The sequence below is a fragment of the Streptomyces sp. NPDC044921 genome (assembly GCF_056432865.1).
In genome coordinates, this window is record NZ_JBWKIF010000026.1 from 98499 (window position 1) to 122743 (window position 24245).

Consider the following 24245-nt stretch of genomic DNA (forward strand, 5'->3'; position numbering starts at 1 on the left):
CGAGCGGAAGCCACGGCCATGCGCATCTTCGATCCCCACATCCACATGACGTCCCGTACGACGGACGACTACAAGGCGATGCACGCCGCGGGCGTCCGGGCCCTGGTGGAGCCCGCGTTCTGGCTCGGCCAGCCCCGCACCCACCCGGCCAGCTTCACCGACTACTTCGACTCGCTGCTGGGCTGGGAGCCCTACCGGGCCGCCCAGTTCGGCATCCGCCACTACTGCACGATCGGCCTGAACCCCAAGGAGGCCAACGACCCGCGCTGCCTGCCGGTCCTCGACCTGCTGCCGCGCTACCTCGCCAAGGACGGTGTCGTCGCGGTCGGCGAGATCGGCTACGACACCGGCACCGACGCCGAGGAACTCGCCTTCGCCCGGCAGCTGGAACTCGCCGCCGAGCACGGCCTGCCCGCCCTGGTGCACACCCCGCACCGCGACAAGGCCGGCGGTACCCGGCGCTCCCTGGACGCGGTGCGCGCCTCCGGCATCGACCCGGCCCTGGTCGTCCTGGACCACCTCAACGAGGTCACCGTCGGCGAGGTCGCCGGCAGCGGCTGCTGGATGGGCTTCTCCATCTACCCCGACACCAAGATGACCGCCGAGCGCATGGTCGCCGTCCTGAAGCGCTTCGGCACCGAGCGCGTGCTCGTCAACTCGGCGGCCGACTGGGGCCACAGCGACCCGTTGCTGACCCGCGCCACCGCCGAGGCGATGCTCGCCGCCGGCTTCGACGAGGACGACGTGGACCGGGTCCTGTGGCGCAACCCCGTCAGCTTCTACGGGCAGTCGGGCCGGCTGGACCTCGACGGGTACAACGAGACCCAGGCCGCCGGCCTGTTCGCGGGCAACTCCATCGCCCGCGGCGGGAGCTGAGGCCCCCATGCGCTTCCGACACCCTGACGGCAGCACCGTCCACCTGGCGTACTGCACCAACGTGCACCCCGCCGAGACCCTCGACGGCATCGTCGGCCAGCTCGCCGCCTACGCCGAGCCGGTGCGCGTCGCCGCCGGTGCCCGGCTGATCGGGATCGGCCTGTGGCTGCCCGCCGAGACGGCCGGCGCGCTCGCCGCCGACCCGGCCCGCGTGGCCCGGCTGCGCCGCGAGCTGAGCACCCGCGGCCTGGAGACGGTCACCCTCAACGGCTTCCCTTACCGCGGCTTCCACGCTCCCGTCGTCAAACGGGCCGTGTACTACCCGGACTGGTCGGAACCGGCCCGCCTGGAGTACACGCTCAACCTGGCCCGGGTGCTCGCCGGACTGCTGCCCGACGGCACGGCACACGGCTCGATCTCCACCCTGCCGCTGGCCTGGCGCACCGTGTGGACCACGGCGCAGCGCACCACCGCGGCCCGGCAACTGGACGCGCTCGCGGAAGGGCTGAAGCAGATCGCCGCCGACACCGGCAAGACCGTACGGGTCGGCATAGAACCGGAGCCCGGCTGCGTGGCGGAGACCACCGAGCAGGCCGTCGAAGTGCTGGCCGGCACCGACCCGCAGTGGATCGGCGTCTGCCTCGACGCCTGCCACCTCGCCGTCGCCCACGAGGAACCGGCCGCCGCGCTGGCCCGGCTGCGCGAGGCGGGCATCCCGGTGGTCAAGCTCCAGGCGTCCACCGCGCTGGAGGTCCCCGACCCCGCGGGGAGCTCCGTGCGCGAGGTGCTCGCACCCTTCGCGGAGCGGCGGTTCCTGCACCAGACCAGGGAGGCGGGCCCGGGCGGGGCACTGCTGGCCTGCGACGACCTCGGGGGCGCCCTGGCCGGAGCGCTGCCGGGCCGGTCGCCCTGGCGGGTCCACTACCACGTGCCCCTGCACCAGGAGCCGCCGCCGCCGCTGGCCGGCACCCGCGAGGTGCTGCGCGCCACCCTGCGGACGCTGTTCGCGGGGGAGCGGGCGGTCACCGACCACGTCGAGGTGGAGACCTACACCTGGTCCGTGCTGCCCGGCCACCACGACGACGCCCTCGTGACCGGACTGGCCGCCGAGATGACCTGGATGCGCGACGAGTTGACGGACCTCGGTCTGGCGCGGGTGACGTCGTGACCGGTCACCGGACGGACCGGCGGGTCGCCGTGCTGTGCACGGTCGGCCTGACCCGGCGGCTGCTCGACGAGATGCCCCAGGTGCGCGCGGTCGGCGAACAGGGCTTCACCGCCCGCCTCGACACCGTCTTCCCGGCCGTCACCGCGACCGTGCAGGCCACCCTGACCACCGGGGTGCTGCCGCGCGAGCACGGGGCGGTGGCCAACGGCTGGTACCACCGTGACCAGGGCGAGGTCATGATGTGGCGCCAGCACAACGGGCTGGTGCACGGCGAGAAGGTCTGGCAGGCGGCCCGCCGCCGCGACCCGGAGCACTCCACCGCCTACCTGTGCTGGTGGTGGGCGATGGGCGCCGACGTCGACACCGTCCTCACCCCACGCCCCGTCTACCACCACGACGGCCGCAAGTCCCCGGACTGCTACACCGTCCCGGCCTCCCTGCGCGACGAACTCACTGTCGCCCAGGGCGACTTCCCGCTCTTCCAGTACTGGGGCCCGACCGCGTCGATCGCCTCCACCCGCTGGGTCGCGGGCGCCGCCCGCTACGTCGTCGACCGCCGCCGCCCCGACCTGACCTTCGTCTACGTCCCGCACCTCGACTACGACCTCCAGCGGTACGGCCCCGACAGTCCGCAGGCCGTCCGCGCCGCCCGGGAGACCGACGCGGCCCTCGCCCCGCTCCTCGCCGACCTGCGCGAGCGCGGCACGACCGTGGTCGCGCTGAGCGAGTACGGCATCAGCCCGGTGAGCCGGCCCGTCGACATCAACCGCGCCCTGCGCCGCGAGGGACTGCTCTCGGTGTACGCCCAGCGCGGCATGGAGTACCTCGACCCGCACACCTCGCGGGCCTTCGCCGTCGCCGACCACCAGGCCGCGCACGTCTACGTGCCCGACCCCGCCGACGTCCCGCGCGTGCGGGACGTGCTGAAGGCACTGGACGGCGTCGACGAGATCTGGGACCGCACCCAGCAGGCCGCGTACGGCATCGACCACCCCAACTCCGGCGAACTGGTCGCGGTCTCCGAACCGGACGCCTGGTTCACCTACTACTACTGGCTCGACGACGCCCGCGCACCCGACTTCGCGCGCGGCGTCGACATCCACCGCAAGCCGGGCTACGACCCCGCCGAGCTCTTCTTCGACCCGTCGATCCCGGCGGTGAAGGCGAAGGCGGCACTGACCCTGCTGCGGAAGAAGGCCGGGATGCGCGCACCGCTGACCGTGGTGCCGCTCGACCCCGGTCTGGTCAGGGGCAGCCATGGACGGCTGCCCTCCGACGACCGGGACGGGCCGCTGCTGCTGTGCTCCGACCCGGCCCAGGAACGGGACCGCTACCACGCCACCGAGGTGAAGGAACTCCTCCTGCGCCTCAACGGACTGGCCTGAGACCGGCCGTGACGACACGAGAGGAGGAAAGATGTCATCGCTATCGGCCCCGGCCGCCGCGCACATCGATCACGCGGCGGACATCAGCGACGTGCACGTGCCGGAGACGGCACGCGCGGTGGTGGCCCGGCTGGAGGAGAACGGCGCGGCACACGTGTGGTGGTGGCCGCTGAACGAGGCCGTGGACCCGGTCGACTTCGCGCTGCTGGACGAGGCGGAACGGGCCCGTGCCCGCCGCTTCCACGCGGCGCGGGACGCGGCGGCCTTCACGACCACCCGGGCGGGCGCGCGCCGGGCGGTGGCGGAACTGCTGGGCGTGGCCCCGCAGTCCGTCCGCTTCGGCCGGCGCGTCTGCCCCGGCTGCGGCGACGCCGAGCACGGTCCGCCCGCCGTCGTGCGGCCGCCCGTCCCGCTCGCGGTCAGTCTGTCCCGCACCACCGGCTGCGGTGTGCTGGCGGTCCGGGCGGGCGACTGGGTGGGCGTCGACGTGGAGGCGTACCGCACGGTGGAGTCCGCGGCACTGGCGGAACTGGTCCTCACACCGAACGAACGCGAGCAGCTGCTGTCCCTCGACGAGGGCCCCGAGCGCACCCGGACCTTCCACCGGGCCTGGACCCGCAAGGAGGCGGTCGTCAAGGCGGTCGGCCTGGGCCTGATGGGCATGCCGCTGAACACCCTGGAGGTGAACCCGGCCGCGGACGGTCCGCTGACCGTGCGCCACGTGCACCGCGAGCGCACCACGACCTGGCACGTCGAGGACCTGCGCCTGCCGGGCCCCTGGTCGGCCTCCCTGTCCCGCCCGTCCGCCGGCCCGCTGGGCCCGGTCCACGTCCACCCGCCCGCCTGACCCCCGTACCGACTCCGTCGGTACGGCCCGCCCCGGGGAGCGCCCCCCGGCTCCCGGGGCACCACGGTTCCCGGCCCCCGGCCCTCCCCGGCGGAGGCCGGGAACCGTCCCGGCCGGCATCCCCGCGAGGGAGAAACGATGACCCACACCATCGGCACCGGCACCGGCACCCCGGTCCTGCCCCCGCCCCCCGGACCCCCGCCGGCCCGCAAGGGCCCCCCGCACACCCCGTCTCCGGGCGTCGCCCTGGTCGGCGGCGGACTCGCCGCGGCCGGTGCCGCCCTGCTGACCGGTGTGCTCGCGGCGGGCGCCCTGCGCGACGTCCTGGACCGGATGGCCGGTGTCGTCGCCCTGGTCGCCCTCTCCGCGGCCGTCGTGCTCGGCCTGGCCACCGCGCTGCGCGGACTGCTGGCGCCCGCGGTCCGCTCGCACGCCCAGCGCCTGCACCGCGCGCTGGGCGCGGTGGGCGTCGGCGCGCTGCTCACCCACATCGGCGTGAAGGTGGCGGGCGGCCGGGTGGACGCCGCGGCCGCCGCGCTCGGCTGGGGCAGCGGCGACGCCCTGGTCGGCCTGGGCACCCTCGCCTGCCACCTCTTCCTGCTCGCCCTGGCCACCGGCATCTGGCGCGGCGTCTTCGCGCGACGCCGCTGGATCCGCCCGTTCCGCCTCCTCCACGGCGCCTCCTACGCCGCCTGGGCCGCCGCCCTGGCCCACGGCCTGACAGCGGGGCGTCCCCCGGCCCCCTGGGTCACAGCCGCCTACCTGACGACCGCCGCGGCGGTGGCGGCGACGCTGATCCTGCGCTGGACCCGCCGCCGCACCTGAACCGGAACGCGGCCGAACCCCACCACGGCGCCCGCCGGTCCGGCGCCCCCCGGCCACCGCACCCGCCACTTTCGGACGATCCTCCGCGTCATCGACCGAAACCCATACCTCGATCCACCCCCACGGGTCCTTCCCATAGGGCCGATATAGATCGGACGGCCAGGTTCGATCCGATGCACCTGCGCTGTCGGCGGAGGTGCTCACCGCCCCACGCGACGATGGATGGAGAGGACTGGTCACGCATGATGACCGAGAGGACCAACACCGAGCCGCGCAGCGGCACCGTCACCCGGAGCCACGCCCTGCGGCTGGACGCGGTCAGCAAGGTCTACGGAAGGAACGGCCGTGGCGTCCGGGCCCTCGACGGCGTGTCCGTCGGCATCGAGCACGGCTCGTTCACCGCGGTCATGGGCCCGTCCGGCTCCGGCAAGTCGACCTTCCTGCACTGCGCTGCCGGCCTCGACAAGCCGACCTCCGGCCGCGCCTGGATCGGTGACACGGAACTCGGAGGGATGAACGAGACCCAGCTGACCAAGCTGCGCCGCCGGCGCGTCGGCTTCGTCTTCCAGGCGTTCAACCTGATCTCGTCCCTCTCCGTGCGCCAGAACGTCGAGCTGCCCCTGCGGCTGGCCGGCGAGCGCTTGGACAAGCGGTGGCTGGAGGAGATCCTGACCCGCGTCGGCCTCGGCGGCCGGGCCGGTCACCGCCCCGCCGAACTCTCCGGCGGCCAGCAGCAGCGCGTGGCCATCGCCCGCGCCCTGATCACCCGCCCCGACGTCATCTTCGGCGACGAGCCGACCGGCGCCCTGGACACCGTCACGGCGAAGGAGATCCTCTCGCTGCTGCGGTCCTGCGTGGACGACACCGGCCAGACCGTCGTCATGGTCACCCACGACCCCGTCGCCGCCTCGTACGCCGACACCGTCCTGTTCCTCGCCGACGGCCGCCTGGTCGACCGTATGCACGCCCCGACCGCCGAGCGCGTCGCGGACCGGATGACACACCTGGGAGCGTGGGCCTGATGCTGCGTTACGCCTTCCAGACCCTCAAGGCGCGCAAGGGCGGGTTCATCGGCGCGTTCCTGGCGCTGATGTGCGCCGCCGCCCTGGTCACCGCGTGCGGCATCCTCCTGGAGACCGGCCTGCGCGGAACCATCGGCACCGAGCGGTACGCCGCCGCCCCGGTGATCGTCGGCGGCGACCAGAACGTCCACCAGACCACCGTCAAGAAGAAGAAGGGCAAGACCAAGGTCAAGCACAAGGCGAAGCCGCTCTCCGAGCGCGTCTGGCTGCCCGGCTCCACCGTCACCGCGCTGGAGAAGGTGCCCGGCGCCCGGGCCGTCGTGCCCGAGATCACCTTCCCCGCCTACGCGGTCGGCCCCGACGGCCGCGTCGTCCAGGGCGTCGACGGCAAGCCCTCCTACGGGCACGCCTGGGCCTCGGCCGCCCTCACCCCGTTCAAGCTGGTCGACGGCGCCGCGCCCGCATCCGCCGCCGACGTCGTCGTGGACCGCGAACTCGCCGGCCGCACCGGCCTGAAGACGGGCTCGAAGCTCACCGTGCAGTCGACCGACGCCCCCCGCGCCTACACCGTCAGCGGCATCGCGGCACCCGCCGGCGGCGACCTGAAGCAGCAGACCTCGCTGTTCTTCTCCACCCCCGAGGCCCAGCGGCTCTCCGGCCGCGACGGCCAGGTCACCGCGATCGGCGTGCTGCCCGCGAAGGGCATCGCCACCGCCGAACTGGCGGACCGGGTGAAGAAGGCACTGGACGGCACCACCGCCCAGGTCGTCACCGGCGGCGACCGCGGCCCGGTCGAGTTCCTCGACGCGGCGAAGGCCCGCATCAAGCTCGTCTCCATGGGCGGCGCCATCGGCGGCACCTCGCTGCTCGTCGCGATCCTCGTGGTCGTGGGCACCTTCGCCCTCTCCATCCAGCAGCGCTACCGCGAACTCGCCCTGCTGCGCGCCATCGCCGCCACCCCCAAGCAGGTACGGCAGCTGATCGGCCGCGAGGCCCTGATCGTCGGCCTGGGCGCCGGGGTGCTCGGCGCCGTCGCCGGACTGCCGATCGCGTACTGGCTGCACCACAAGTTCGTCGGCTTCGGCACCATCCCCGACACCCTGGAAGTCACCTTCGGCTTCTTCCCGTTCGCCGCCGCCGTCGGCGCCGCCCTGCTGGGCGCCTGGTCCGCGGCCCGCATCTCCGCCCGCCGCACCGCCCGGATCCGGCCCGCCGAGGCACTCGCCGAATCCGCCATGGAGCGGACCGGCTTCGCCTGGGGCCGCTTCCTCGCCGGAGCGCTCACCCTGGCCGGCGGCATCGTGCTGCTGGCCGTCCTGAGCGTGCTGAAGACGGAGCCGGCGTCCACGCCGGTGACCTTCCTGACCGTCGTGGTGCTCGCGGTCGCCGTCGCCCTGCTCGGCCCGGTCATCGCCCGGCTCGCCGTCGCGGTCCTGGGCGTGCCGCTGCGCGCCTCGCGCGTCGCCGGCCACCTCGCCACGGCCAACGTCCGCGCCAACACCAAGCGGATGGCGTCCGCGATCACCCCCCTGGCCCTGCTCATCGGCATGGCCTGCACGGTGCTGTTCGTGCAGACCACGATGGGCGACGCCGCCTCGGCCCAGGCCAAGGACGGCAACCGGGCCGACTGGGTCGTCGCCTCCTCCGGCCCCGGCGTGCCCGAGCAGGCCGCCGACGCCCTGCGCGGCACCCCCGGCGTCACCGCGATCACCGAGGTGGTCCGTACGACGGTCCGCGTCGGCCTCGACAAATACCCCGCGCAGGGCCTGTCCACGGACGGCCTGCGCCAGAACTGGGACCCGGACGTCAGCGAGGGCACACTGGCCGGCTTCGGCACGCGCAGCGTCGCGCTCAGCGAGGTCGCCGCCGACCACCTCGGCAAGAAACCCGGCGACTCCCTCAAGATCACCCTCGGCGACGGCACCGTCGTCACCCTGAAGGTGGCCGCCGTCTACGCCCGCGGACTCGGCTTCGGCGACCTGACCATGGCCCACGACCTGGTCGCGCGGCACGTCGACAACCCGCTCGCCTCCTCCGTCCTCGTCCAGACCGCCGACGGCGGCTCGGTGGGCCGCGAGCAGCTGCAGAAGGCCGTCGGCGGGTTCCCGGGCGTCGGCGTCCTGGACCGCGGCCAGGTCGAGGACCTCCAGGCCGAGGTGCAGCAGTCCAACGCCGAGGTCAACTACGTCGCCATGGGGCTGATCATCGCGTTCACCGCCATCGCCGTGGTCAACACGCTCGCCATGTCGGTCTCCGACCGCTTCCGCGAGTTCGCCCTGCTGCGCCTGGTCGGCACCACCCGCCGCCAGGTCATGGGCATGCTGCGCATCGAGTCTCTGGTCGTGGTGATCATCGCCGCGGTGCTCGGCAGCGGCATCGCCTTCGCCGTCCTGACCGCGTTCAGCATCGGCATGACGGGCACCGCGGCCCCCTCCGTCGACCCGTGGATGTACCTGGGCGTCCTCGGCTTCGCCGGTGTCCTGGCCCTGCTGGCGACGGTCGTGCCGGGACGGCTGTCGCTGACCGGCCGCCCCGCGGACGTCATCGGCTCCCGCCAGTGACGGCACCGCGCCAGGGCACTCACGGCTGAAGGGCCGGCCCCGCGGGGCCGGCCCTTCAGCCGTGAGTCGCCTTCCCCCTCCCGCCCTAGTCCAGGACCGGGCCACCGCCCTTGCGGTCCACCCGGCTGCGGCGGTTGTCCAGGTGCGCGTAGACCCGCTCCAGCCAGCGGTCCGCGCCGTCGTAGCGCGGAACGAAGGAGGTACGGCCGTGCACCGCGACCCGGTTGTCCACGACGGCGAAGTCACCCACCCTCAGCCGGTGCGCCGTCATCGTCTCGACGAACGCCCCACGCAGTGCCGCCAGCGCCGCCTTCGCCGGGTCGTCCAGCGGGTGGGTGGCGGCGAAGTCGACCAGCACGTTGGGGTCCTCCGGGTCACCCACGAGCACCGGGTGTGCCGACCGGACGCTGTCGAGACCGCCGAACGACGGCGGCGGCTCGGTCAGGAACCGCGGCTCGCCGAGCACCCGGCGCTCCTCCTCCGACAGCAGCGGCAGCGCGCGGCGGACGGAGGAGGTGCACAGTTTCGCGTCGCCGGTCGGGTCCTCGCGAATGCAGAGCAGCCCCACGAAATCGGGCCGGTTGTCGTGGAAGGCGTTCTCCACGTGCAATTCCAGGAGAACGGAACCGGCGTTGCTCTGTGATTCCTCCCGGCCCGGCACCGGCACCACGTTCTGCACCAGGGCGCCGTTCTTCTCGCTCCGGAACGAGATCACCTCGCCGAGTTGCAGCATCAGCGAGGTGATGACGGAGGCGGCTGTCGTCGGAACGCGCTCGACGGAATTCGGCACGCTCGGCGTGGGCGGCAGCGGATCGCCCGCCACCACCGGCAGGTTGCGCAGCAGCAGCACTCCGTCCGCACCGGGGTCGTGACGGAACGCGCGCAGCGTGGCCAGCAGCGTGCGCGGCAGTGACGAGGAGGCGGCGAGGGCCGCGCCCAGCCACTCGGGGCTGTCGATGAGCGGATGCCCCGGGCCGGTCAGCCGACGGGTCAGGGCCACCAGGTGCGCCCTTTCCCGTTCGCTGAGTTCATACCCGGTCACCGTGTTCGAGGCGGCCGGCCCCAGCATCTGGATCTGAGTCATGGGAGAGATTCCTCGGGTGGTCGTCGGCAATGTCCCGGGCAATTCTGGGAGGCCGTCCTATCGCGTCCCTATGGGCCGTCGGTATAGGCCGTGAATAGCCCCGAGGAGGAGGCTCGAGAACAGTGACCGTACGCATCCGAGCACGTCTATAAAGCCCGGTCGCCCCGGCGGACGGGTGCGGAAAGGAGACGCGGGACATGACACTCCCACGCGATCGAAGCCGGGCGGAGACCCCTGGCAGGGCGGAGAAGCAGCCCCGCACCACCACGGGCGGGACGGCCGGCCCCTGCGCCACCGGCGCCACCGGCCGGGACGCCGGCCACGGCGAGGCCCGTACCGCTGACGGGGACGCGCGCCCCGGCTACGACATCCCCGCGGCTCCCGGCCCCGACCACCCCGGCGGGCGCGCCGACGCGGACCCCGCCACCGCCGTCGACCGGCTCATCGCCCGCGGCGAGGCGCACGTGTGGTGGTGGCGCTGCACCGAGCGGGTCGACCCCGCCGACCTCGCGCTGCTGGGCACGGAGGAGTTCCGGCGGGCCCTGGGCATGCTCGCCGAACGGGACGCCGCCGAGTTCGTGCGCACCCGGGCCGGAGCCCGCCGCGCGCTGGGCGAGCTGCTCGACATCGCCCCGGCCACCGCCCGGCTGGGACACCGGCGTTGCCCGGGCTGCGGCGCGGACGACCACGGCCCGCCGCTGCTGGTGCGCCCCGCGCTCCCGCTGGCGATCAGCCTGAGCCGTACGGCCGGCTGGGGCGTCTTCGTGGTGGGCGCCGGCCTCGCCATCGGCGTCGACGCGGAGGCGCTGCGCCCGGTGCACGAAACCCTGTTCGACGGGTCCGTACTGACCGCCGCCGAGCGGCGCCATCTGGACGCCATGACCCCGGGCCCGGCCAGGCACGCCGCGTTCCACCGGGTCTGGACCCGCAAGGAGGCCGTCGTCAAGGCGGTCGGCGTGGGCCTCGTCGGCACGGAACTGGACCAGCTGGAGACCCACCCCGACAGCGACGGCCCGCTGCACGTCACCCACCACGGCGTCGGCCGCCCCACCGAGTGGGCGGTGGAGGACCTGCGCCTGTCCGACCACCTCGCGGTGGCCCTGGCCCGCGCGGCAGGCCCCGCGGCCCGCGGCCCGGTCCACCTCCACCCGCCCACCGGCCCGTGATCCGGCGGCCCACCCCCGGCACCCCGGGCTCCGGCCGCAGTCCCGACCGCACACCGAGAGAGGACGTCACCCATCATGACCACGGAATCCGTCGCACCGCCGACCCGTCCCGCGGACCTCGACACCACACCGCGCGGGCCCCGCACAGGTCACCTGTCCACCGCGGAACTGGCCGCGTACTTCGACACCCTCACCGAGGCCGTCCAGCGGATCGACCCCGGCCCGTCCGCGCCCGGCGGCTGGGAGAACCGGGAGCGGCTGCGCTTCTCCACCTGGGTGCGCACCGCCTACGAACATCCCCTGTCGACCGCCGTGTTCGGCCACCCCGACGCCGATGCGGCCCGCCGCGCGCAGCACCGCCAGGCCGCCGAGCTCGGACTGCGCATGGACGTCTCGGGCACCGGTATCCGCCCCGCCCGCCCGACCCCCCACGTCCGCGCGGCCGCAGCCGTGGCCGCGGTCTGGTCGGTCACCGCGCTGGCCGTCACGCAGTCCCCACGGCCCCCGCGCGAGCGCGTCGTCTCCGACGCCTGGCGGATCGCCCAGGAGATCATCGCGCCTGCCCTGCTGACGACCGGCCCCGGCTTCACCCGTGCCCGCGCCCGCGGGGCGTGGTGACGCGTCCGGCTCACCGCACACCCCGCACGACGGCGAGGCGGAGCGGGAGACCGCGTACAGGCACACGCACACGGGCAGCGCCACGTACAGGCACAGGAACAGGGACGGCGACACGGGCCTGCTCACCCCGCCCCGGTGACGGGTGCGCCCCGCCGGGCCGCGGGCGCGAGCACCGGCGCGGACTCCCGCTCCCGCGGTCCCCGCGGTTCCCACGGGGCGGCCGCCGCGAGCAGCCGTACCAGCTCGTGGCAGTGGTACAACGGCCGTCCCTGATCGTCGAGTCCGGACAGTTCGAGGAGCGCGGCGTCGACGAGGGACTCCAGGGCGTTCTCCGCCGTGTCCTCCGGCAACCCGAGCCGGTCCCCGGCCCACCGCGCGGGGAACGGCTCGCCGTCCGCTCCGCCGAGCGCCCCGAACACCGCCCGCTCGACCGCGCCGAGCTGTTCCACCGAGGACGCCAGGACCCGGCTCAGGTCGAGGTCGCCGAAGGCGAGTTCACCCAGCCGGGAGGCGGGGTCGGCGAGCCGGTCGGCCAGCCGGGCCGCCGTCCAGTGCGGCCGGGCCGCCAGCCGCGCGCCCGCGATGGCCAGCGCCAGCGGCAGCCCGCCGCAGTACGCCACCAGGTCCTCGGCCCGGTCCGGGTCCTCCAGCAGCCGCTGCCGTCCCGCCCGGGCGGCCAGCAGGTCGAGGCCCGCCTCCTCCGCCAGCAGCGGCAGCGCGAACGTGTCGCCCGCCGTCACCCGGGCCAGCCGCCGCCTGCTGGTGATGAGGACGGCGGACGGCCCGGCCGGCAGCAGCGGGGCGAGCTGCCGGTCGCCGGAGACGTTGTCCAGCACCAGCAGCAGCCGCCGGCCGGCGGTCCGCGTCCGGTACAGCCGTACCAGCTCGTCCAGATCTCCCGCCGGCAGGTTCGGGTCGCCCTCGCCGAGCGCCCGCAGCAGCTGCGCGAGCACGGCGCGCGGGGCCCGCGGGGCGCCGTCGGAGCCGCAGAGTTCGGCGAAGAGCAGCCCGTCGGGGAAGTGCTCCCCGTTCTCGGCGGCGGCCCGTACCGCGAGCGCGGTCTTGCCGATTCCGGCCATGCCGGTCACCAGGATGCGCCGCTGTGCGGGCTCCTCGTGCCCCAGCCGCCCCCGCAGTTCCCGTAACTCGTGCTGCCGTCCGACCAGTTCCCCGTCGGAGGCCGGCAGCATCGAGGGCACCGGACCGCTCCGCCCGGCTCGCGCCCCGGCACCCCGCCCGAGCCCCAGCTCTCCGCCCAGCACGGCCTGGTACGTCGATCCGAGCACCTCGCCGGGGTCGATGCCGAGCTGCTCGGCGAGGACGCCGCGCCCCTCGTAGTAGACGTTCAGCGCGTCCGCCTGCCGGCCGCACCGGTACAGCGCGGTCATCAACTGGGCGCGCAGCCGCTCCCGCACGGGGAACGAGGCGACAAGTCCGGTCAGCTCCGCCGTCACCTGCTCGTGCCGCCCCAGCTCCAGGTCGGCCTCGATCCGCGACTCCAGGGCGAGCATGCGCTCCTCCTCCAGCGGCGCCAGTTCGGCGTCGAGCAGGTGCTCGGTGACGTTCGCGAGCGCCGGCCCCCGCCACAGCCGCAGCGCCCGGCGCAGCGACTCCGAGGCCTCCTCGAACCGCCGCTCCGCCAGCGCCCGCCGGCCGTCCCGTTCCAGCCGGCGGAACTCGACCAGGTCGACCGGGGCGCCGGGAGCGCGCAGGACGTACCCCGGAGGCCGCCGTACGATCTCGGCCTCGCCGCCCAGTTGCTTGCGCAGCCGGGACATGTACGTGTAGATCTGCGCGCTCGCCGTCGCCGGCGGATCCCAGCCCCACAGCAGTGAGCTGAGCCGCGCGTCGGACACGACCCGGTCCTGCGCCAGCAGCATGGCGGCGAGCACCGTGTGAATCTTGGACCCGGAGAGGGCAACCCGCTCGCCGTCCCGTACAGCCTCCACCGGCCCTAGGACCCGAAACTCCATGGGGCACCCCCTTTCTGGTGCGGCTATTCCTACAGTTGAAGAAGGTAGGACGCACGGTTATCGGAGGGTTATCGCCATGGCGGAGTCCGCTCCACGGAGCCGGCACCGAGTCTGGACACATCCTCCCTGCCGCCGGTCGGGCCATGGACGGGCCCACCTCCATGTGCCGGGTGAGGGCGGACTCGAACGACTGCCGGTCACGCGCCGTCGCTCCGGCCCCGCCTGACACGATGGCGGAGGCGCACCGCTCGGTGTGCGTGGTGACAAGTGGAGGTGCAGCCACATGACGGACCGCGACGTTCCGGCCCTCGACGACCCGGTGGGTCAGTCGCTCGGCGGCCGGCACGCGCATCTCGCCCGCCGGCTCGGCCGGGCCGTGAGCTACCTGCCGGACGTCGCGTCCTTCTCCGCGGTCTCCGCGGATCCGGACGCGGCGGAGTGGAACGACCTGGCGAAGCTGCTCGGTCCGGGCGAACTCGCCGACCTGTTCAGCGCTCCGGCCACTCCGCCACGGGACTGGGAACCCGTCTTCCGCATGGAGGGCCGTCAAATGGTGTGGTCCGGCGGCTTGCCGCCCGAGCCGGAAGAGGCCGGGCCCGCCGTCGTCGAACTGGGCGCGCCCGACGTGGCCGAGATGCTCGACCTCGTCGCACGGACCCGGCCGGGACCGTTCCGGCAGCGCGCCCCTGAACTCGGCACGTACCTCGGCATCCGCGAGCACGGCAAGCTGGTGGCGATGACCGGGGAGCGGCTGCGGCCTCCGGGCTGGACCGAGATCAGTGCCGTCTGCACCGCTCCCGAGGCACGCGGGCGCGGTCACGCCGCACGTCTGATCACCGCGGTCGCCGCGCGCGTCACGGCCCGCGGCGAGCGCCCGTTCCTGCACGTGGCCGAGGACAACACCGGCGCGCTCGCCCTGTACGAGCGCCTCGGCTTCACCACCCGCAAGCGGGTGACCTTCCGGGGCTTCCGCATCCCCTGAGCCCCCGGACGGCGGTCCGGCCGTCCGGGCCGGCAGGAATGGAACAGGCCGTTCCGGGCCGGCGCGGCGGCGCCCGGCGTGATGAGCGGCCGCCAACGCCACGAGGACGCGCGAAGGTTCTCCGCCGCGTCCTCGTCGGTACCCGCCGCCCCCTCACGTACGAGGGCGGGGGGCCGTGCGGGCTCCGCGACGGGTGACAGCGCGCCGTGCGGCGACAACCGCAGGGTGTCCTGCCGGAGTTCCACTCCGTCCCGGCACCGTGGTGAGGACACCAGGTCAGGAGGGGACGTCGCACCGGCGGGTGCTCGGGCCCGGCGATGACGTCCCTCGCTGCCGGTGGCCGCAGGGGCGCGTGAGCGCGGGGAGCGTTCCGGGCCGCCCAGGCGTCGGTGCGGGCCCCAGGACTCCTCCACGGTGGCGGTGGTCACCGGCCCGGGACTTGCGCGCGGGCCAGTGACGGCACCCCGCCCCACCGGTCCGGCAGCGTCGTAATCCCGCCGATTTCGCGGCAGGGGCGTACGACGAGGTGAGCGACGGCGCGCGCGGCGCGAGAATGGTGGGAGCCCGGCGCGTTCACGCGGCCCTTCCGGCGGGCGCTCCACCCTGCGCGCCTTCGCACCCGCGCGATCCGCCCGGGCACGCTCGGCCCCCACGCTCCACCGCGCAAGCCCGCTCCCCACTTCCGCCGTGCAAGCCCCCCCCGCCCCACAGCCCCCCACACCCACCGTGCAAGCCCCCGCCCCTCCCCGTCGCCTCCGCCGTGCCTCCCCGTTCCCAGGCCCTGCCTCGGAGGCTCCGCCCCGCACGACCCGCCACGCGTCACCCACCGTCCGCCCGGCACGACCCCCTCGCACGATCCCCCTCGCGCGCGAAACGGAGGACCGCACCATGGCCACACCGCTCACCGCCGCCCGGCTCGTCGCCGCGTTGCGCGCCGAGGGCTGCTCCGTGCGCGAGGTCGCCGGCTGGCGCACCAACAACCGCAACCACGTGGGCCCTTGGGGACCCGTGCACGGCGTGATGGTCCACCACACCGTCACCGGCCCGGGCACGGACGTCGTCGGCCTCATCTACCACGGCCACAGCGCCCTGCCCGGTCCGCTCGCCACCGGTTGCATCACCAAGGACGGGGTCGTCCACCTGACCGGCAACGGCCGGGCCAACCACGCCGGCGGCGGTGACCCCGACGTCCTGAACGCCGTCATCGGCGAGTCCTACGGCACGTACCCGCCCCCGACGCACGAGCACGACGGGTCGGGCGGCGCGGTCGACGGCAACGCCCGTTTCTACGGCTGGGAGTGCGAGAACCGGGGCGACGGCAGGGACCCGTGGCCGCCGGCGCAGTACCTCGCCATGGTGAAGGCCACCACCGCGGTCTGCCGTGCCCACGGCTGGGGCCACAAGAGCGCGATAGGCCACCTGGAATGGAGCGACTGGAAGGTCGACCCGCGCGGGTTCGACATGGCCGACTTCCGCCGTGACGTCGCCGAAGCCCTGGCCCTCCCGGCGGGCCTGTGGGAAGGAGAGGACATGCCCCAGTACGTCAACCTCGGTGTCGCCGGGCGGTACCAACTCGCGCCCGGCGCCTGGGACGCGGTGGAGTTCACCGCGGAGTGGACCGACGAGACCGGCGACCACGCCGCCGGCGGCAGCGTCTTCGCGCGCGGCCCGGCCCGGTTCAGCGGGACCTTCAGCGTGCACATCGACGGTCTGCCGGCGGGCGCGGTCGTGCAGGCGCGCATGTCGGAGTACCAGGGCGACGAACTGCGCGCCGACCACCCGATCCACGAGGTCGCCGGGACCGGCGGCGGCACCTTCGTGGTCCTGCCCGTCACCAAGCGTCTGGCGTCGGGCCGCGGCATGCGGCTGCGGCTGCTGAACCAGGCCGCCGTCCCGGTCACCGTCGCGAGCGCCGTGCTGACCGTGCTGGTGTGGAAGGAGCCTTGAGCAGCCCCGAGTGATCCCGGGGCACACCGTTGCGAGCTGATCGAGGGTGCCGCCCTGTGATGAGGGCGCGGGCGATGTTCCGCGCTCACGCCGCCCCCTTGCCTGCCGCGAGACGAAGCACCACCGCCTCCAGCCGCTGCGGGAGGCGCCGTGAGCGACACGGTGGCGACGGTCCGCCCGGCGGCCGGGACGACCCCGCCGACCCGGCGCCGGGACCGGCCCGGCCCGCAGCGCATCCTGCGGTTCCTGCCGTACTTCGTCCTCGGGCTGCTGCCGCGGCCGGAGCACTTCCGGCTGGCGCGGCGGCGCACGGTACGCGTCAGTACGCGTCCTCGCCGTGCCGGTGGCCGTCGGCGCGCTCGGCACGGCGAACTGGGCGGTGCCCCGGATGGACTGCGCCTGGTCCTTCCACGCCGGCAGCGTCCGGGAGCTGGACGCGCCCGCGTGGTCGGGGGCCGCTGATGACCCCGGCCACGTTCGGCTGCTCGCCCGTCCTGGTCGCCTGCTTCCTCTCCCGGGTGCCGGGCGCACCCCGCCCGTGCGGTGTGCCTTCCGGCGGGTGACCGAGCGACCGGATGGCGTGGGCGTTCGTCAGGGGGACCCGGGCGGCATCCGTCGGGCTGCCGCGCCGTGGGCGCCGAGCTGCGCCCTGAACGCCGAGCCCGCACGCTGGAGGGACAGCACACTTCTCCGCGAGGGAGCACCGGCATGGCGAAGCAGCGCAGCGGGGGCGGGAAGCCGAAGAAGGGCGACAAGGTCGCCTGGAGCAGCCACGGCAGCCGCACCGAGGGCACCGTGGAGCGGGAGATCACCGAGCGGACCGAGGCGTCCGGCCGCACGGTCGACGCCTCGCCGGACGAACCGCAGTACGAGGTGCGCAGCGACAAGTCCGGGCGGACCGCGGTGCACAAGCCGTCCGCGCTCAAGAAGAAGAAGTGAGGCAGCGTGGACGACGAGCAGCGCGAGGAGACCTGGAACGACTTCCGTGAGCTGGTGAACATGACACCGGCCGAACTGGAGAAGTGGCTGGAGTCGGACGACTCCCGCGCCGCCGGCCAGCACCCGGACGGGGGCGAGTCCACCGGGCACGCCTCCGGCCGCCGGATCGTGACGATCCTGCGCGCCGGGAAGGGCGACCTCACCGACGACGACTACCGGCACATGCGCAAGGTCGTCGGCTACGTCCGCCGCCACCTCACCCAGCGGCCCTCCGGGGACGTACGGGACACGCGGTGGCGGTACTCACTGATGAACTGGGGGCACGACCCGCTGAGCGGTTGACGCGGCGGTCGACGGTCAGGCCCCGCCGGGCTCGCGCGGTGCGGCGGCGTGTCCGGCCAGCGCCTGGCTCATCTGCTGCTGGGTCTCTTCCGCCACCGCACGGGCCTCCTCCACGACGTCACCGCGTTCGCGTATGAGGCTCTCGTAGATCGGCAGTTCTGCGGTTCGGGTCGCGTCGGATGTCACAGCGGTCTTCCTATCGATCACACAGCCGGTTTCTGAGGGGTCCGAGTAAGTCTGCGTCACGGCCCGGAACCGCGTTACCCACCCCCGTGGTGTCCATTCTTCCGTCACGTACTGCGCGAATTCCCCATGTTCGTGACCGCGCCCGGTGCCCGGCCGCCGACACGAAAAGGGCCCCGGGAATCGCTTCCCGGGGCCCTGCGCGCCGCGTCAGAGCGAGGTCGTCCGCGCGCCCGCGTGACCGCCCAGCGCGGCACCCTCCGACGACAGCGCGCCCTGCACCGAGGCGCAGAGTTCGCCGGTCAGGGGCCCGACCAGGTCGGTGGAGAGGCCGCCCACGAGGCCCGCGGAGGCGTCGACGCCCGCGTTGCCGCCGGAGATCTGCTCCAGGTCCGCGTCGGACAGCTCGGCGACGTCGACCCGAGGAGTGAGGTTCATGAGGGTGTTTCCCTTCGCGTGAATGTCTCGCAATGGTGGTGCGCGCCACGGCACCGCGAATTTCGAAAGTTCTCGAAAACCGGGATTCCGTCGGCGGCTCCGCCGTGCGCAGGATCAAAGCACTCCCCGCGGAGGAGGACCAGTCGCCCACCGGCCGCCCGCGGCGTATTCCGGCGGCCTTCTTCACCGCTGTGACCGCCGGGTCACCGGGTATGGACATTCCTTCACAGGGCCCGTCGCCCGGCGGCACGCCGCGGGGTTGCGCCCGGCGTTCCGAAGCGGGCACTTCGGCGCCAATGTCCCGCGCGGCGGCGGCACATGGGCGGCGGGCCCGGGCGGCCCGCCGCCGTCCGGCGCGCGGTGTGCAGATGTGCGGGAGGTTCGGGCCCCGCCCGTCAGGCCGCCGCGGCCGGCTGCATCAGACGGGCCAGCAGGTCGTCCAGCGTCACCAGGCCGGAGAGCCGGCCGGAGCCGTTGCGCACCACGGCCAGGGAGGACCGGCGGCGGCGCAGCACCTCGATCGCGTCGGCGACTGTCGTGTCCTCCGTCAGCTCGGGCACCGGCCGGGCCAGGTCCCGGGCGGTCGTCGCCCGCCCCCGGGCGCGGGCGACCAGGGCGTCCCGGGCGTGCACGGAGCCGAGGACGACGCCGTTCTCCCGGACCAGCAGCCGCGTCCGGTCGTGCGCGGCCGCCAGCCGCAGCAGGGCGTCGACGTCCCAGCCGCCCTCGACCCAGGTGATGTCGGCGGCCGGGATCCGCAGCTCGGCCACCGGTGTGTCCGGCTCGGTCAGCGAGCGGGTCAGCAGCTCCGAGTCGGTCGCGCTGATCAGGCCCAGCCGCTCGGACTCCTCCACCAGGTGGGCCAGCTGCTCCCGGTTGTGCACCGAGGCCAGCTCGTCGCGCGGCGCGACCCGGCACAGCCGGACCAGGCCGTTGCTGACCCGGTTGAGCAGCCGGATCAGCGGGCGCACGGTCCGCACCAGGGCGCGGAAGGGCGGGGAGAGCAGCATCGCCGACCGCTCGGGGTGGGCGATCGCCCAGGACTTGGGGGCCATCTCGCCGACCACCATGTGCAGGAACACCACCACGACCATGGCCACGGCGAAGGCGACGCCGTAGCTCACGGCGCTGGGCAGGCCCAGCTGGCGCAGCAGCGGGTCGAGCTCGTGCGAGATCGCCGGCTTGGACACCGAGCCCAGGCCCAGCGTGCACACCGTGATGCCCAGCTGGGCACCGGCCAGCATCAGCGACAGCTCGCGCATGCCGGCCAGGGCCGCCCCGGCCCCGCGCCGCCCCTCGGCCGCCGCCTTCTCCATGCGGTGGCGTCTGGCGGCGACCAGCGCGAACTCGGCCGCCACGAAGAAGCCGCTGCCGACCAGCAGCAGCACGGTCACGAAGACCGCCATCGGGAAACTCACGCCATCTCCTCGGCTTCCTCGGCGTCCGCGAGCACGCTGACGCGGACCCGGTCGGCCACGTGCCGGTCCAGCGTGCGCACGTCGATCACGGCGCGGCCGCCCTCGGGCAGCTCGACCGTGACCCGGTCGCCGACCGTCGGGAAGCGGCCGAGCCGGTCCACGACCAGGCCGGCCACGGTGTCGTAGTCGTCGTCCTCCGGCAGCCGGACACCGGTCGCCTCGGCCACCTCGTCCAGGCGTCGGCCGGCGTCGACCAGCCAGCCGTCGCCGACCGCGACGGCCAGCAGGGTCACCGTGTCGGACTCGTCGGCGATGTCACCGACCAGTTCCTCGGCGATGTCCTCGTACGTGACGAGGCCCGCCACGCCGCCGTGCTCGTCCAGGACGACCGCGAACTCGTCGTCGTGCTCCCGCATCCGCGCCACCGCGTCGGGCAGCGCCAGCGTGTCCGGCAGCAGCAGCGGACGCCGGGCCACCTCGCCCGCCCGCGCGCCGGCGAGCCGGGCCGCGGGCAGCGCCATCAGCTCGCGCACGCCCAGCACACCCGCGATGTCGTCGGGGTGGTCGCCGAGCACCGGGTAGTTGGAGTGGCCGTGCCGGGCGATCAGGCCGACCGTCTCGTCGGCGCCGGCGTCCTTGCGGACGAACACGGCGTCGGCGCGCGGCACCATCACCTCGTCGAGGGTGCGCTCGGAGAACTCCAGCGCGTGGTCGAGCAGCGCGGCGGTGTCCTTGGGCAGCGCGCCCTGCTCGTGCGACTCGCCGATCAGATGGCCCAGCTCCTCCAGCGTGGCGCCGTGGTGCAGTTCTTCGACCGGTTCGATGCCGGTCCTGCGCAGCAGTCTGTTCGCCGCGCCGTCGAAGACGCGCACGACGGGTCCGACGACCTTCAGATACGCCAGTGTCGACGGGGCCAGCGCCTTCGCCAGCCGCTCGGGCACGGCGATGGCGAGGTTCTTGGGAGCCAGCTCGCCCAGCACCATCTGCACGACCGTGGCCAGCACGAAGGCGAGCACCACGGAGGCACCGCTCACGGCCGCGTCGGGCAGACCGACACCGGACAGCGCGGGCCTGAGCAGGGCGGACACCGACGGCTCGGCGATGAAGCCGACGACCAGTCCGGTGACGGTGATGCCGAGCTGCGCGCCCGACAGCATGAACGAGAGCCGCTCCAGCACTTTCAGGGCACGGGCGGCCCGGCGGTCCCCGGCCTCGGCCTCACGCGCGAGGGTGAGCCGGTCGGCGGAGACGTAGGCGAACTCCTGGGCGACGAAATAGCCGGTGCCGGCGGTCAGCACGAACACGGCGAGCAGACCCAGCAGGGCCTCCGCGGCACTCATCGAACACCACCCCGCCGTGTGCCGCGATCAGTGATGCCGTGGCGGGATGGTCGGGGACTGTGCCCCGGGGGGTCCGTCGGTCTGGCGGACAAGGACGCGCTCCTCATGTGTGGTCGGTACCCGGCACAACGCTCATCGCCGTGCCCGTGTTCCCGAACCGATTCTACGACGGTGTAGAAAACAGCGGGCGGTGCGCCCTGACCGCCCTGGGGCCCGTTTCAGTCCGTCCGGAAGTCCGTCCGGAGTCCGTCCGGAAGTCCGCCGGGGTCCGTCCTGGTCCACCGAACGCTCCTCGGCGAGCTCCGGGACCAGTCCGCACAGCGCCTCGCACTGCTCCGGCCCCATGAATCGCCCCAGTGCCTCTGTGACTGTCTCCGCGATTGGCGCCGCGGCCCGCGCCAGCAGCCGTCGTGCCGTGTCCGTGAGCGCGACCTCGACCCCGCGCTGGATCACGGTGAATCCGCCCGACCGCGGCCGCAGTTCGCACCGGGCGGCGGCCGGGCCCGGACGGCGGGCGCGGGTCCGGCCGCCACGCCCCGGCGAACGCCGACGCCGGAGCGGTCACCGCCCCCGCCGGCCACAGCGGCGTCATCATGAGGTAGTAGCCGTCCTGCGACGGGTCGCCACGTAGAAGGCACACCGGGGCAGCACGGTCGCGGCCGGGCCCAGCCGCCGCACGAACGGCGTGAACACCCGCCGTTCCGCACTGCACGTCCCGTACGTACCCGAATCGCCCGTCGCGTCACTGTCACGCGGTTTGACCGTCGCCAGTCACGCCATTCACGCCCACGCCCACGCCGTCCTGGAGGCGCCATCCGGCCGTTGTGAGGTGCATCGAGGTCGCGGAGCGTGTCGCAGTTGGGCCGAACGGGTGACTCTGCGCAAGAATTGCCCGATGCAGACAGCCAGTGCGAGCCAGGACGGAGCATGCCGGTGAACAGCCACGATGTCACCGACGAACAGTGGGAGGGGCTCGCCCAGGTCGTGCCGCTGCGGGGCCGGGACGCCTGGCCCTCCTCCGTCGGCCACCGCTCCATACCCGAGGCCGAGACCGAGGCGCGGCGCCGTTTCGTCGTGCTGCGCGTGAACGTCTTCGCCGACGCCCGGGACGTGGCGGAGACCCTGATGGCGGGCGTGCCGGTGCTGCTCGACCTGACCGGCGCGGAGACGGAGGTCGCCAAACGGGTCCTCGACTTCAGCACGGGCGTCGTCTTCGGCCTGGCCAGCGGGATGCACCGGGTCGACCGGAACGTCTTCCTGCTGACACCGGCCGGGACCGAGGTGACGGGACTGATGGAGGGGGTCGGGGTCCCCGGGGCGTGACGCGGAGGGACCCCCGACGGCCGGGGGGCGGGCGGGTCCCCCGATCGTAGGAACGCCCCGGAGGCGGAACGGTTCGTCCCGCATGCCCGGTCCTACCTTCCGGGCATGACGCCGCCCCCCGCCCGTACCCCCCGCTCCCGCCGCGCCTTCCGCTCCCACGCAGCCCGACCGCCCCCGCATCACCGAACTGCGCCTGTCCGCCTTCGCCGGACACCGCCGGGCCGTGCTCCCGCTGGGGCGGCTCACCCTCCTGGCCGGCCCGAGCGGCTCGGGCAAGTCCACCGCGCTGCGGGCGTACGAGGCGCTCGCCCGGCTCGCAGGCGGTGCCGAGCTCGGCGAGGCGTTCCCGGACCCCGCCGTCTGCGTCCCGGAGCGGGCCCGGCCCGATGCCCAGCACCGCCGGGGCTTCCGCATCGGCTGCACGGCCGACGGTCCCGCGGGTCCGGTCCGGCTCGACGTCGCCGTGCAGGCCGAGCCGGAGCCCCGCATCGTGGGGGAGCGGCTCACCTCCGGCGGGCTGGTCCTGCTCGAGACCGCCCTGCGGGACCCGGGCAAGCGCGCGGTCCAGGCCGCCTGGCACACGGCGGGACCGGCCCCGGTGACCCGCGGCCCGCTCCCCGACGACCGGCTCGGCACCGCCCTGCTGCCGCTGCGCGTCGCGGGCCGGACCCCCGGGCAGCGCAGGGTGCTGGCCGCCGCCGAGCAGATGGTCGTCGCCCTGCGCTCCGTCTTCGCCTGCGACCCCGAACCCGCCCGGATGCGCGGGCCCGTACCGGCCGGCCCCGGCCGCCTGCTCGGCGACTGCGGCAACCTCGCCGAGGTGCTGTGGCGGACCCGCGCCGAATGCGGGCGGCGGCACTCGCTGTTCGTGGCGGCCGTACGCGCGGGGTGTGCCGGGCCGGTGACCGACGTCCTCGCGGAACAGGTGGGGCAGGCACTCGCCGGACGGGACGTGGGCGCCTCCGCCCGGCCGTCCAGGGCACCCGCCCGCTCGCCCAGGGCTCCCCTCGGGCCGCTCGCCAGCGGGCTCGTCCGGCCGGACGGTGTCGGGCCCGTCCGTGCGGCGCTCGACCGCGGCGACGGCGTCCGTACGGACCTCGGGCGGCTCGGCGACGGCGAACTCCGTTACCTGGCCCTCTCCTTGGTCCTGCTCACCGGCCCCGGTGTCCTGGAGGTCGACCCGGCCGGCGAGGTGCCCGCCGCGCTGCAGACGCTCACCGTCCTGGCCGACGGACTCGACCGCGCGCTGGACCCGCGTCAGCGGCGGGAACTGCTGGAACTCGCCGCCGGGATGTGCCGGCGGGGGCACATCCGGCTGGTCGGCACGGTCAGCGACGCCTCCTGGGCCACCGGGACCGAAGGGGTCACGGTGGTACACCTGGACCGTGACTGATCCCCTGGACGTGGCGGCACTGCAACGCAGACTCGCCGATTTCGCCGCCGCGCGGAACTGGCAGCGGTACCACACCCCCAAGAACCTGGCCGCCGCGCTCAGCGTGGAGGCGTCCGAACTGGTCGAGATCTTCCAGTGGTTGACGCCCGAGGAGTCGGCGGAGGTGATGGCCGACCCGGACACCGCGCACCGCGTCACCGACGAGGTGGCCGACGTGCTCGCGTATCTGCTGCAGCTGTGCGAGGTGCTGGGCATCGACCCGCTGGCGGCGCTGGACGCGAAGATCGACCGGAACGAACGCCGGTTCCCGCTGCCCTAGCTGTATTGCCTTGTGAGGTTGGGGACGCGGCTGGCGGGTGGTTGGCCCTTGAGCGCGGTGTGTCCGCGGTGGTGATTGTAGGAGTGCAGCCAGTCC

General features: G+C 74.2%; 22 protein-coding genes and 3 pseudogenes. 17 read left to right on the forward strand and 8 right to left on the reverse strand.

The window, feature by feature from the left end:
- Positions 1 to 18: 18 nt before the first annotated feature.
- The 7 genes from AC07DA_RS31515 to AC07DA_RS31545 all read left to right on the forward strand — a co-directional run bounded on the left by AC07DA_RS31515 (position 19) and on the right by AC07DA_RS31545 (position 8684).
- Entirely contained in the window at positions 19 to 876 is an 858-nt protein-coding gene (locus AC07DA_RS31515) for a TatD family hydrolase (protein WP_479131629.1), read from the forward strand.
- Positions 877 to 883: 7 nt separating this feature from the next.
- Entirely contained in the window at positions 884 to 2044 is a 1161-nt protein-coding gene (eboE, locus tag AC07DA_RS31520) for a metabolite traffic protein EboE (RefSeq protein WP_479131630.1), read from the forward strand.
- Positions 2045 to 2073: 29 nt separating this feature from the next.
- Complete coding sequence (locus AC07DA_RS31525) at positions 2074 to 3429, forward strand: alkaline phosphatase family protein (RefSeq protein WP_479131652.1); 1356 nt, start codon at positions 2074 to 2076, stop codon at positions 3427 to 3429.
- Between the two features lie 31 nt (positions 3430 to 3460).
- The gene (locus AC07DA_RS31530; RefSeq protein ID WP_479131631.1) at positions 3461 to 4276 is read left to right on the forward strand and encodes a 4'-phosphopantetheinyl transferase family protein; all 816 of its coding nucleotides are present in this window, start codon (positions 3461 to 3463) and stop codon (positions 4274 to 4276) included.
- Positions 4277 to 4414: 138 nt separating this feature from the next.
- Positions 4415 to 5101 carry a hypothetical protein gene (locus tag AC07DA_RS31535; RefSeq protein WP_479131633.1) on the forward strand — a complete coding sequence of 229 codons (687 nt, stop codon included), beginning with the start codon at positions 4415 to 4417 and terminating at the stop codon, positions 5099 to 5101.
- 242 nt (positions 5102 to 5343) lie between these two features.
- Complete coding sequence (locus tag AC07DA_RS31540) at positions 5344 to 6123, forward strand: ABC transporter ATP-binding protein (RefSeq protein WP_479131634.1); 780 nt, start codon at positions 5344 to 5346, stop codon at positions 6121 to 6123.
- Complete coding sequence (locus AC07DA_RS31545) at positions 6123 to 8684, forward strand: FtsX-like permease family protein (protein WP_479131635.1); 2562 nt, start codon at positions 6123 to 6125, stop codon at positions 8682 to 8684. Before AC07DA_RS31540 ends, AC07DA_RS31545 begins: the two co-directional genes overlap by 1 nt.
- Before the next feature lie 85 nt (positions 8685 to 8769).
- Here AC07DA_RS31545 and AC07DA_RS31550 read toward each other — a convergent pair whose 3' ends face one another.
- The gene (locus tag AC07DA_RS31550; RefSeq protein WP_479131636.1) at positions 8770 to 9768 is read right to left on the reverse strand and encodes a TauD/TfdA family dioxygenase; all 999 of its coding nucleotides are present in this window, start codon (positions 9766 to 9768) and stop codon (positions 8770 to 8772) included.
- A 197-nt stretch (positions 9769 to 9965) separates the two neighbouring features.
- Here AC07DA_RS31550 and AC07DA_RS31555 point away from each other — a divergent pair, with 197 nt between their 5' ends.
- Both AC07DA_RS31555 and AC07DA_RS31560 read left to right on the forward strand, forming a co-directional pair.
- Positions 9966 to 10934, forward strand: coding sequence for a 4'-phosphopantetheinyl transferase family protein (locus tag AC07DA_RS31555; protein ID WP_479131637.1), 969 nt, complete (start codon positions 9966 to 9968; stop codon positions 10932 to 10934).
- A gap of 75 nt (positions 10935 to 11009) precedes the next feature.
- The gene (locus AC07DA_RS31560; protein ID WP_479131638.1) at positions 11010 to 11552 is read left to right on the forward strand and encodes a hypothetical protein; all 543 of its coding nucleotides are present in this window, start codon (positions 11010 to 11012) and stop codon (positions 11550 to 11552) included.
- Positions 11553 to 11674: 122 nt separating this feature from the next.
- On the opposite strand, the gene AC07DA_RS31565 is transcribed toward AC07DA_RS31560, so the two are convergent.
- Positions 11675 to 13444: an AfsR/SARP family transcriptional regulator gene (locus tag AC07DA_RS31565; protein ID WP_479131640.1), complete on the reverse strand. Its 1770-nt coding sequence runs from the start codon at positions 13442 to 13444 to the stop codon at positions 11675 to 11677.
- A 364-nt stretch (positions 13445 to 13808) separates the two neighbouring features.
- Between AC07DA_RS31565 and AC07DA_RS31570 the strand changes: the two genes are divergently transcribed.
- From AC07DA_RS31570 to AC07DA_RS31590, 5 genes and pseudogenes are all read left to right on the forward strand, one after another.
- On the forward strand, positions 13809 to 14507 hold the full coding sequence (locus AC07DA_RS31570) for a GNAT family N-acetyltransferase (RefSeq protein WP_479131641.1): 699 nt from the start codon (positions 13809 to 13811) through the stop codon (positions 14505 to 14507).
- A gap of 888 nt (positions 14508 to 15395) precedes the next feature.
- Positions 15396 to 16454, forward strand: a complete 1059-nt coding sequence (locus tag AC07DA_RS31575) for a peptidoglycan recognition protein family protein (protein ID WP_479131642.1) — start codon at positions 15396 to 15398, stop codon at positions 16452 to 16454.
- Positions 16455 to 16682: 228 nt separating this feature from the next.
- A pseudogene (locus AC07DA_RS31580) lies at positions 16683 to 16981 on the forward strand (acyltransferase family protein); the annotation flags it as partial.
- Between the two features lie 181 nt (positions 16982 to 17162).
- Complete coding sequence (locus AC07DA_RS31585) at positions 17163 to 17393, forward strand: hypervirulence associated TUDOR domain-containing protein (RefSeq protein ID WP_479131643.1); 231 nt, start codon at positions 17163 to 17165, stop codon at positions 17391 to 17393.
- Positions 17394 to 17399: 6 nt separating this feature from the next.
- Positions 17400 to 17735 (forward strand): DUF3140 domain-containing protein, encoded by a 336-nt coding sequence (locus AC07DA_RS31590; protein WP_479131644.1) that lies wholly within the window; start codon positions 17400 to 17402, stop codon positions 17733 to 17735.
- A 15-nt stretch (positions 17736 to 17750) separates the two neighbouring features.
- On the opposite strand, the gene AC07DA_RS31595 is transcribed toward AC07DA_RS31590, so the two are convergent.
- The 5 genes and pseudogenes from AC07DA_RS31595 to AC07DA_RS31615 all read right to left on the reverse strand — a co-directional run.
- Complete coding sequence (locus AC07DA_RS31595; RefSeq protein WP_479131645.1) at positions 17751 to 17921, reverse strand: hypothetical protein; 171 nt, start codon at positions 17919 to 17921, stop codon at positions 17751 to 17753.
- A 207-nt stretch (positions 17922 to 18128) separates the two neighbouring features.
- Complete coding sequence (locus AC07DA_RS31600) at positions 18129 to 18356, reverse strand: hypothetical protein (protein ID WP_479131646.1); 228 nt, start codon at positions 18354 to 18356, stop codon at positions 18129 to 18131.
- A 395-nt stretch (positions 18357 to 18751) separates the two neighbouring features.
- On the reverse strand, positions 18752 to 19774 hold the full coding sequence (locus AC07DA_RS31605; protein WP_479131647.1) for a hemolysin family protein: 1023 nt from the start codon (positions 19772 to 19774) through the stop codon (positions 18752 to 18754).
- Complete coding sequence (locus AC07DA_RS31610; protein WP_479131648.1) at positions 19771 to 21114, reverse strand: hemolysin family protein; 1344 nt, start codon at positions 21112 to 21114, stop codon at positions 19771 to 19773. Before AC07DA_RS31610 ends, AC07DA_RS31605 begins: the two co-directional genes overlap by 4 nt.
- A gap of 466 nt (positions 21115 to 21580) precedes the next feature.
- Positions 21581 to 21807: pseudogene (locus AC07DA_RS31615) on the reverse strand (hypothetical protein); the annotation flags it as partial.
- Between the two features lie 234 nt (positions 21808 to 22041).
- Between AC07DA_RS31615 and AC07DA_RS31620 the strand changes: the two are divergent.
- The 3 genes from AC07DA_RS31620 to AC07DA_RS31630 all read left to right on the forward strand — a co-directional run bounded on the left by AC07DA_RS31620 (position 22042) and on the right by AC07DA_RS31630 (position 24149).
- A complete protein-coding gene (locus AC07DA_RS31620; RefSeq protein ID WP_094053930.1) occupies positions 22042 to 22437 on the forward strand; it encodes a cell division protein SepF in 396 nt (131 codons plus the stop codon).
- A gap of 178 nt (positions 22438 to 22615) precedes the next feature.
- A complete protein-coding gene (locus tag AC07DA_RS31625) occupies positions 22616 to 23830 on the forward strand; it encodes an AAA family ATPase (RefSeq protein WP_479131653.1) in 1215 nt (404 codons plus the stop codon).
- Positions 23823 to 24149, forward strand: coding sequence for a nucleotide pyrophosphohydrolase (locus tag AC07DA_RS31630; protein WP_479131649.1), 327 nt, complete (start codon positions 23823 to 23825; stop codon positions 24147 to 24149). Before AC07DA_RS31625 ends, AC07DA_RS31630 begins: the two co-directional genes overlap by 8 nt.
- On the opposite strand, the pseudogene AC07DA_RS31635 reads toward AC07DA_RS31630, so the two are convergent.
- A pseudogene (locus AC07DA_RS31635) lies at positions 24146 to 24245 on the reverse strand (IS481 family transposase); the annotation flags it as partial. The gene AC07DA_RS31630 and the pseudogene AC07DA_RS31635 overlap by 4 nt on opposite strands.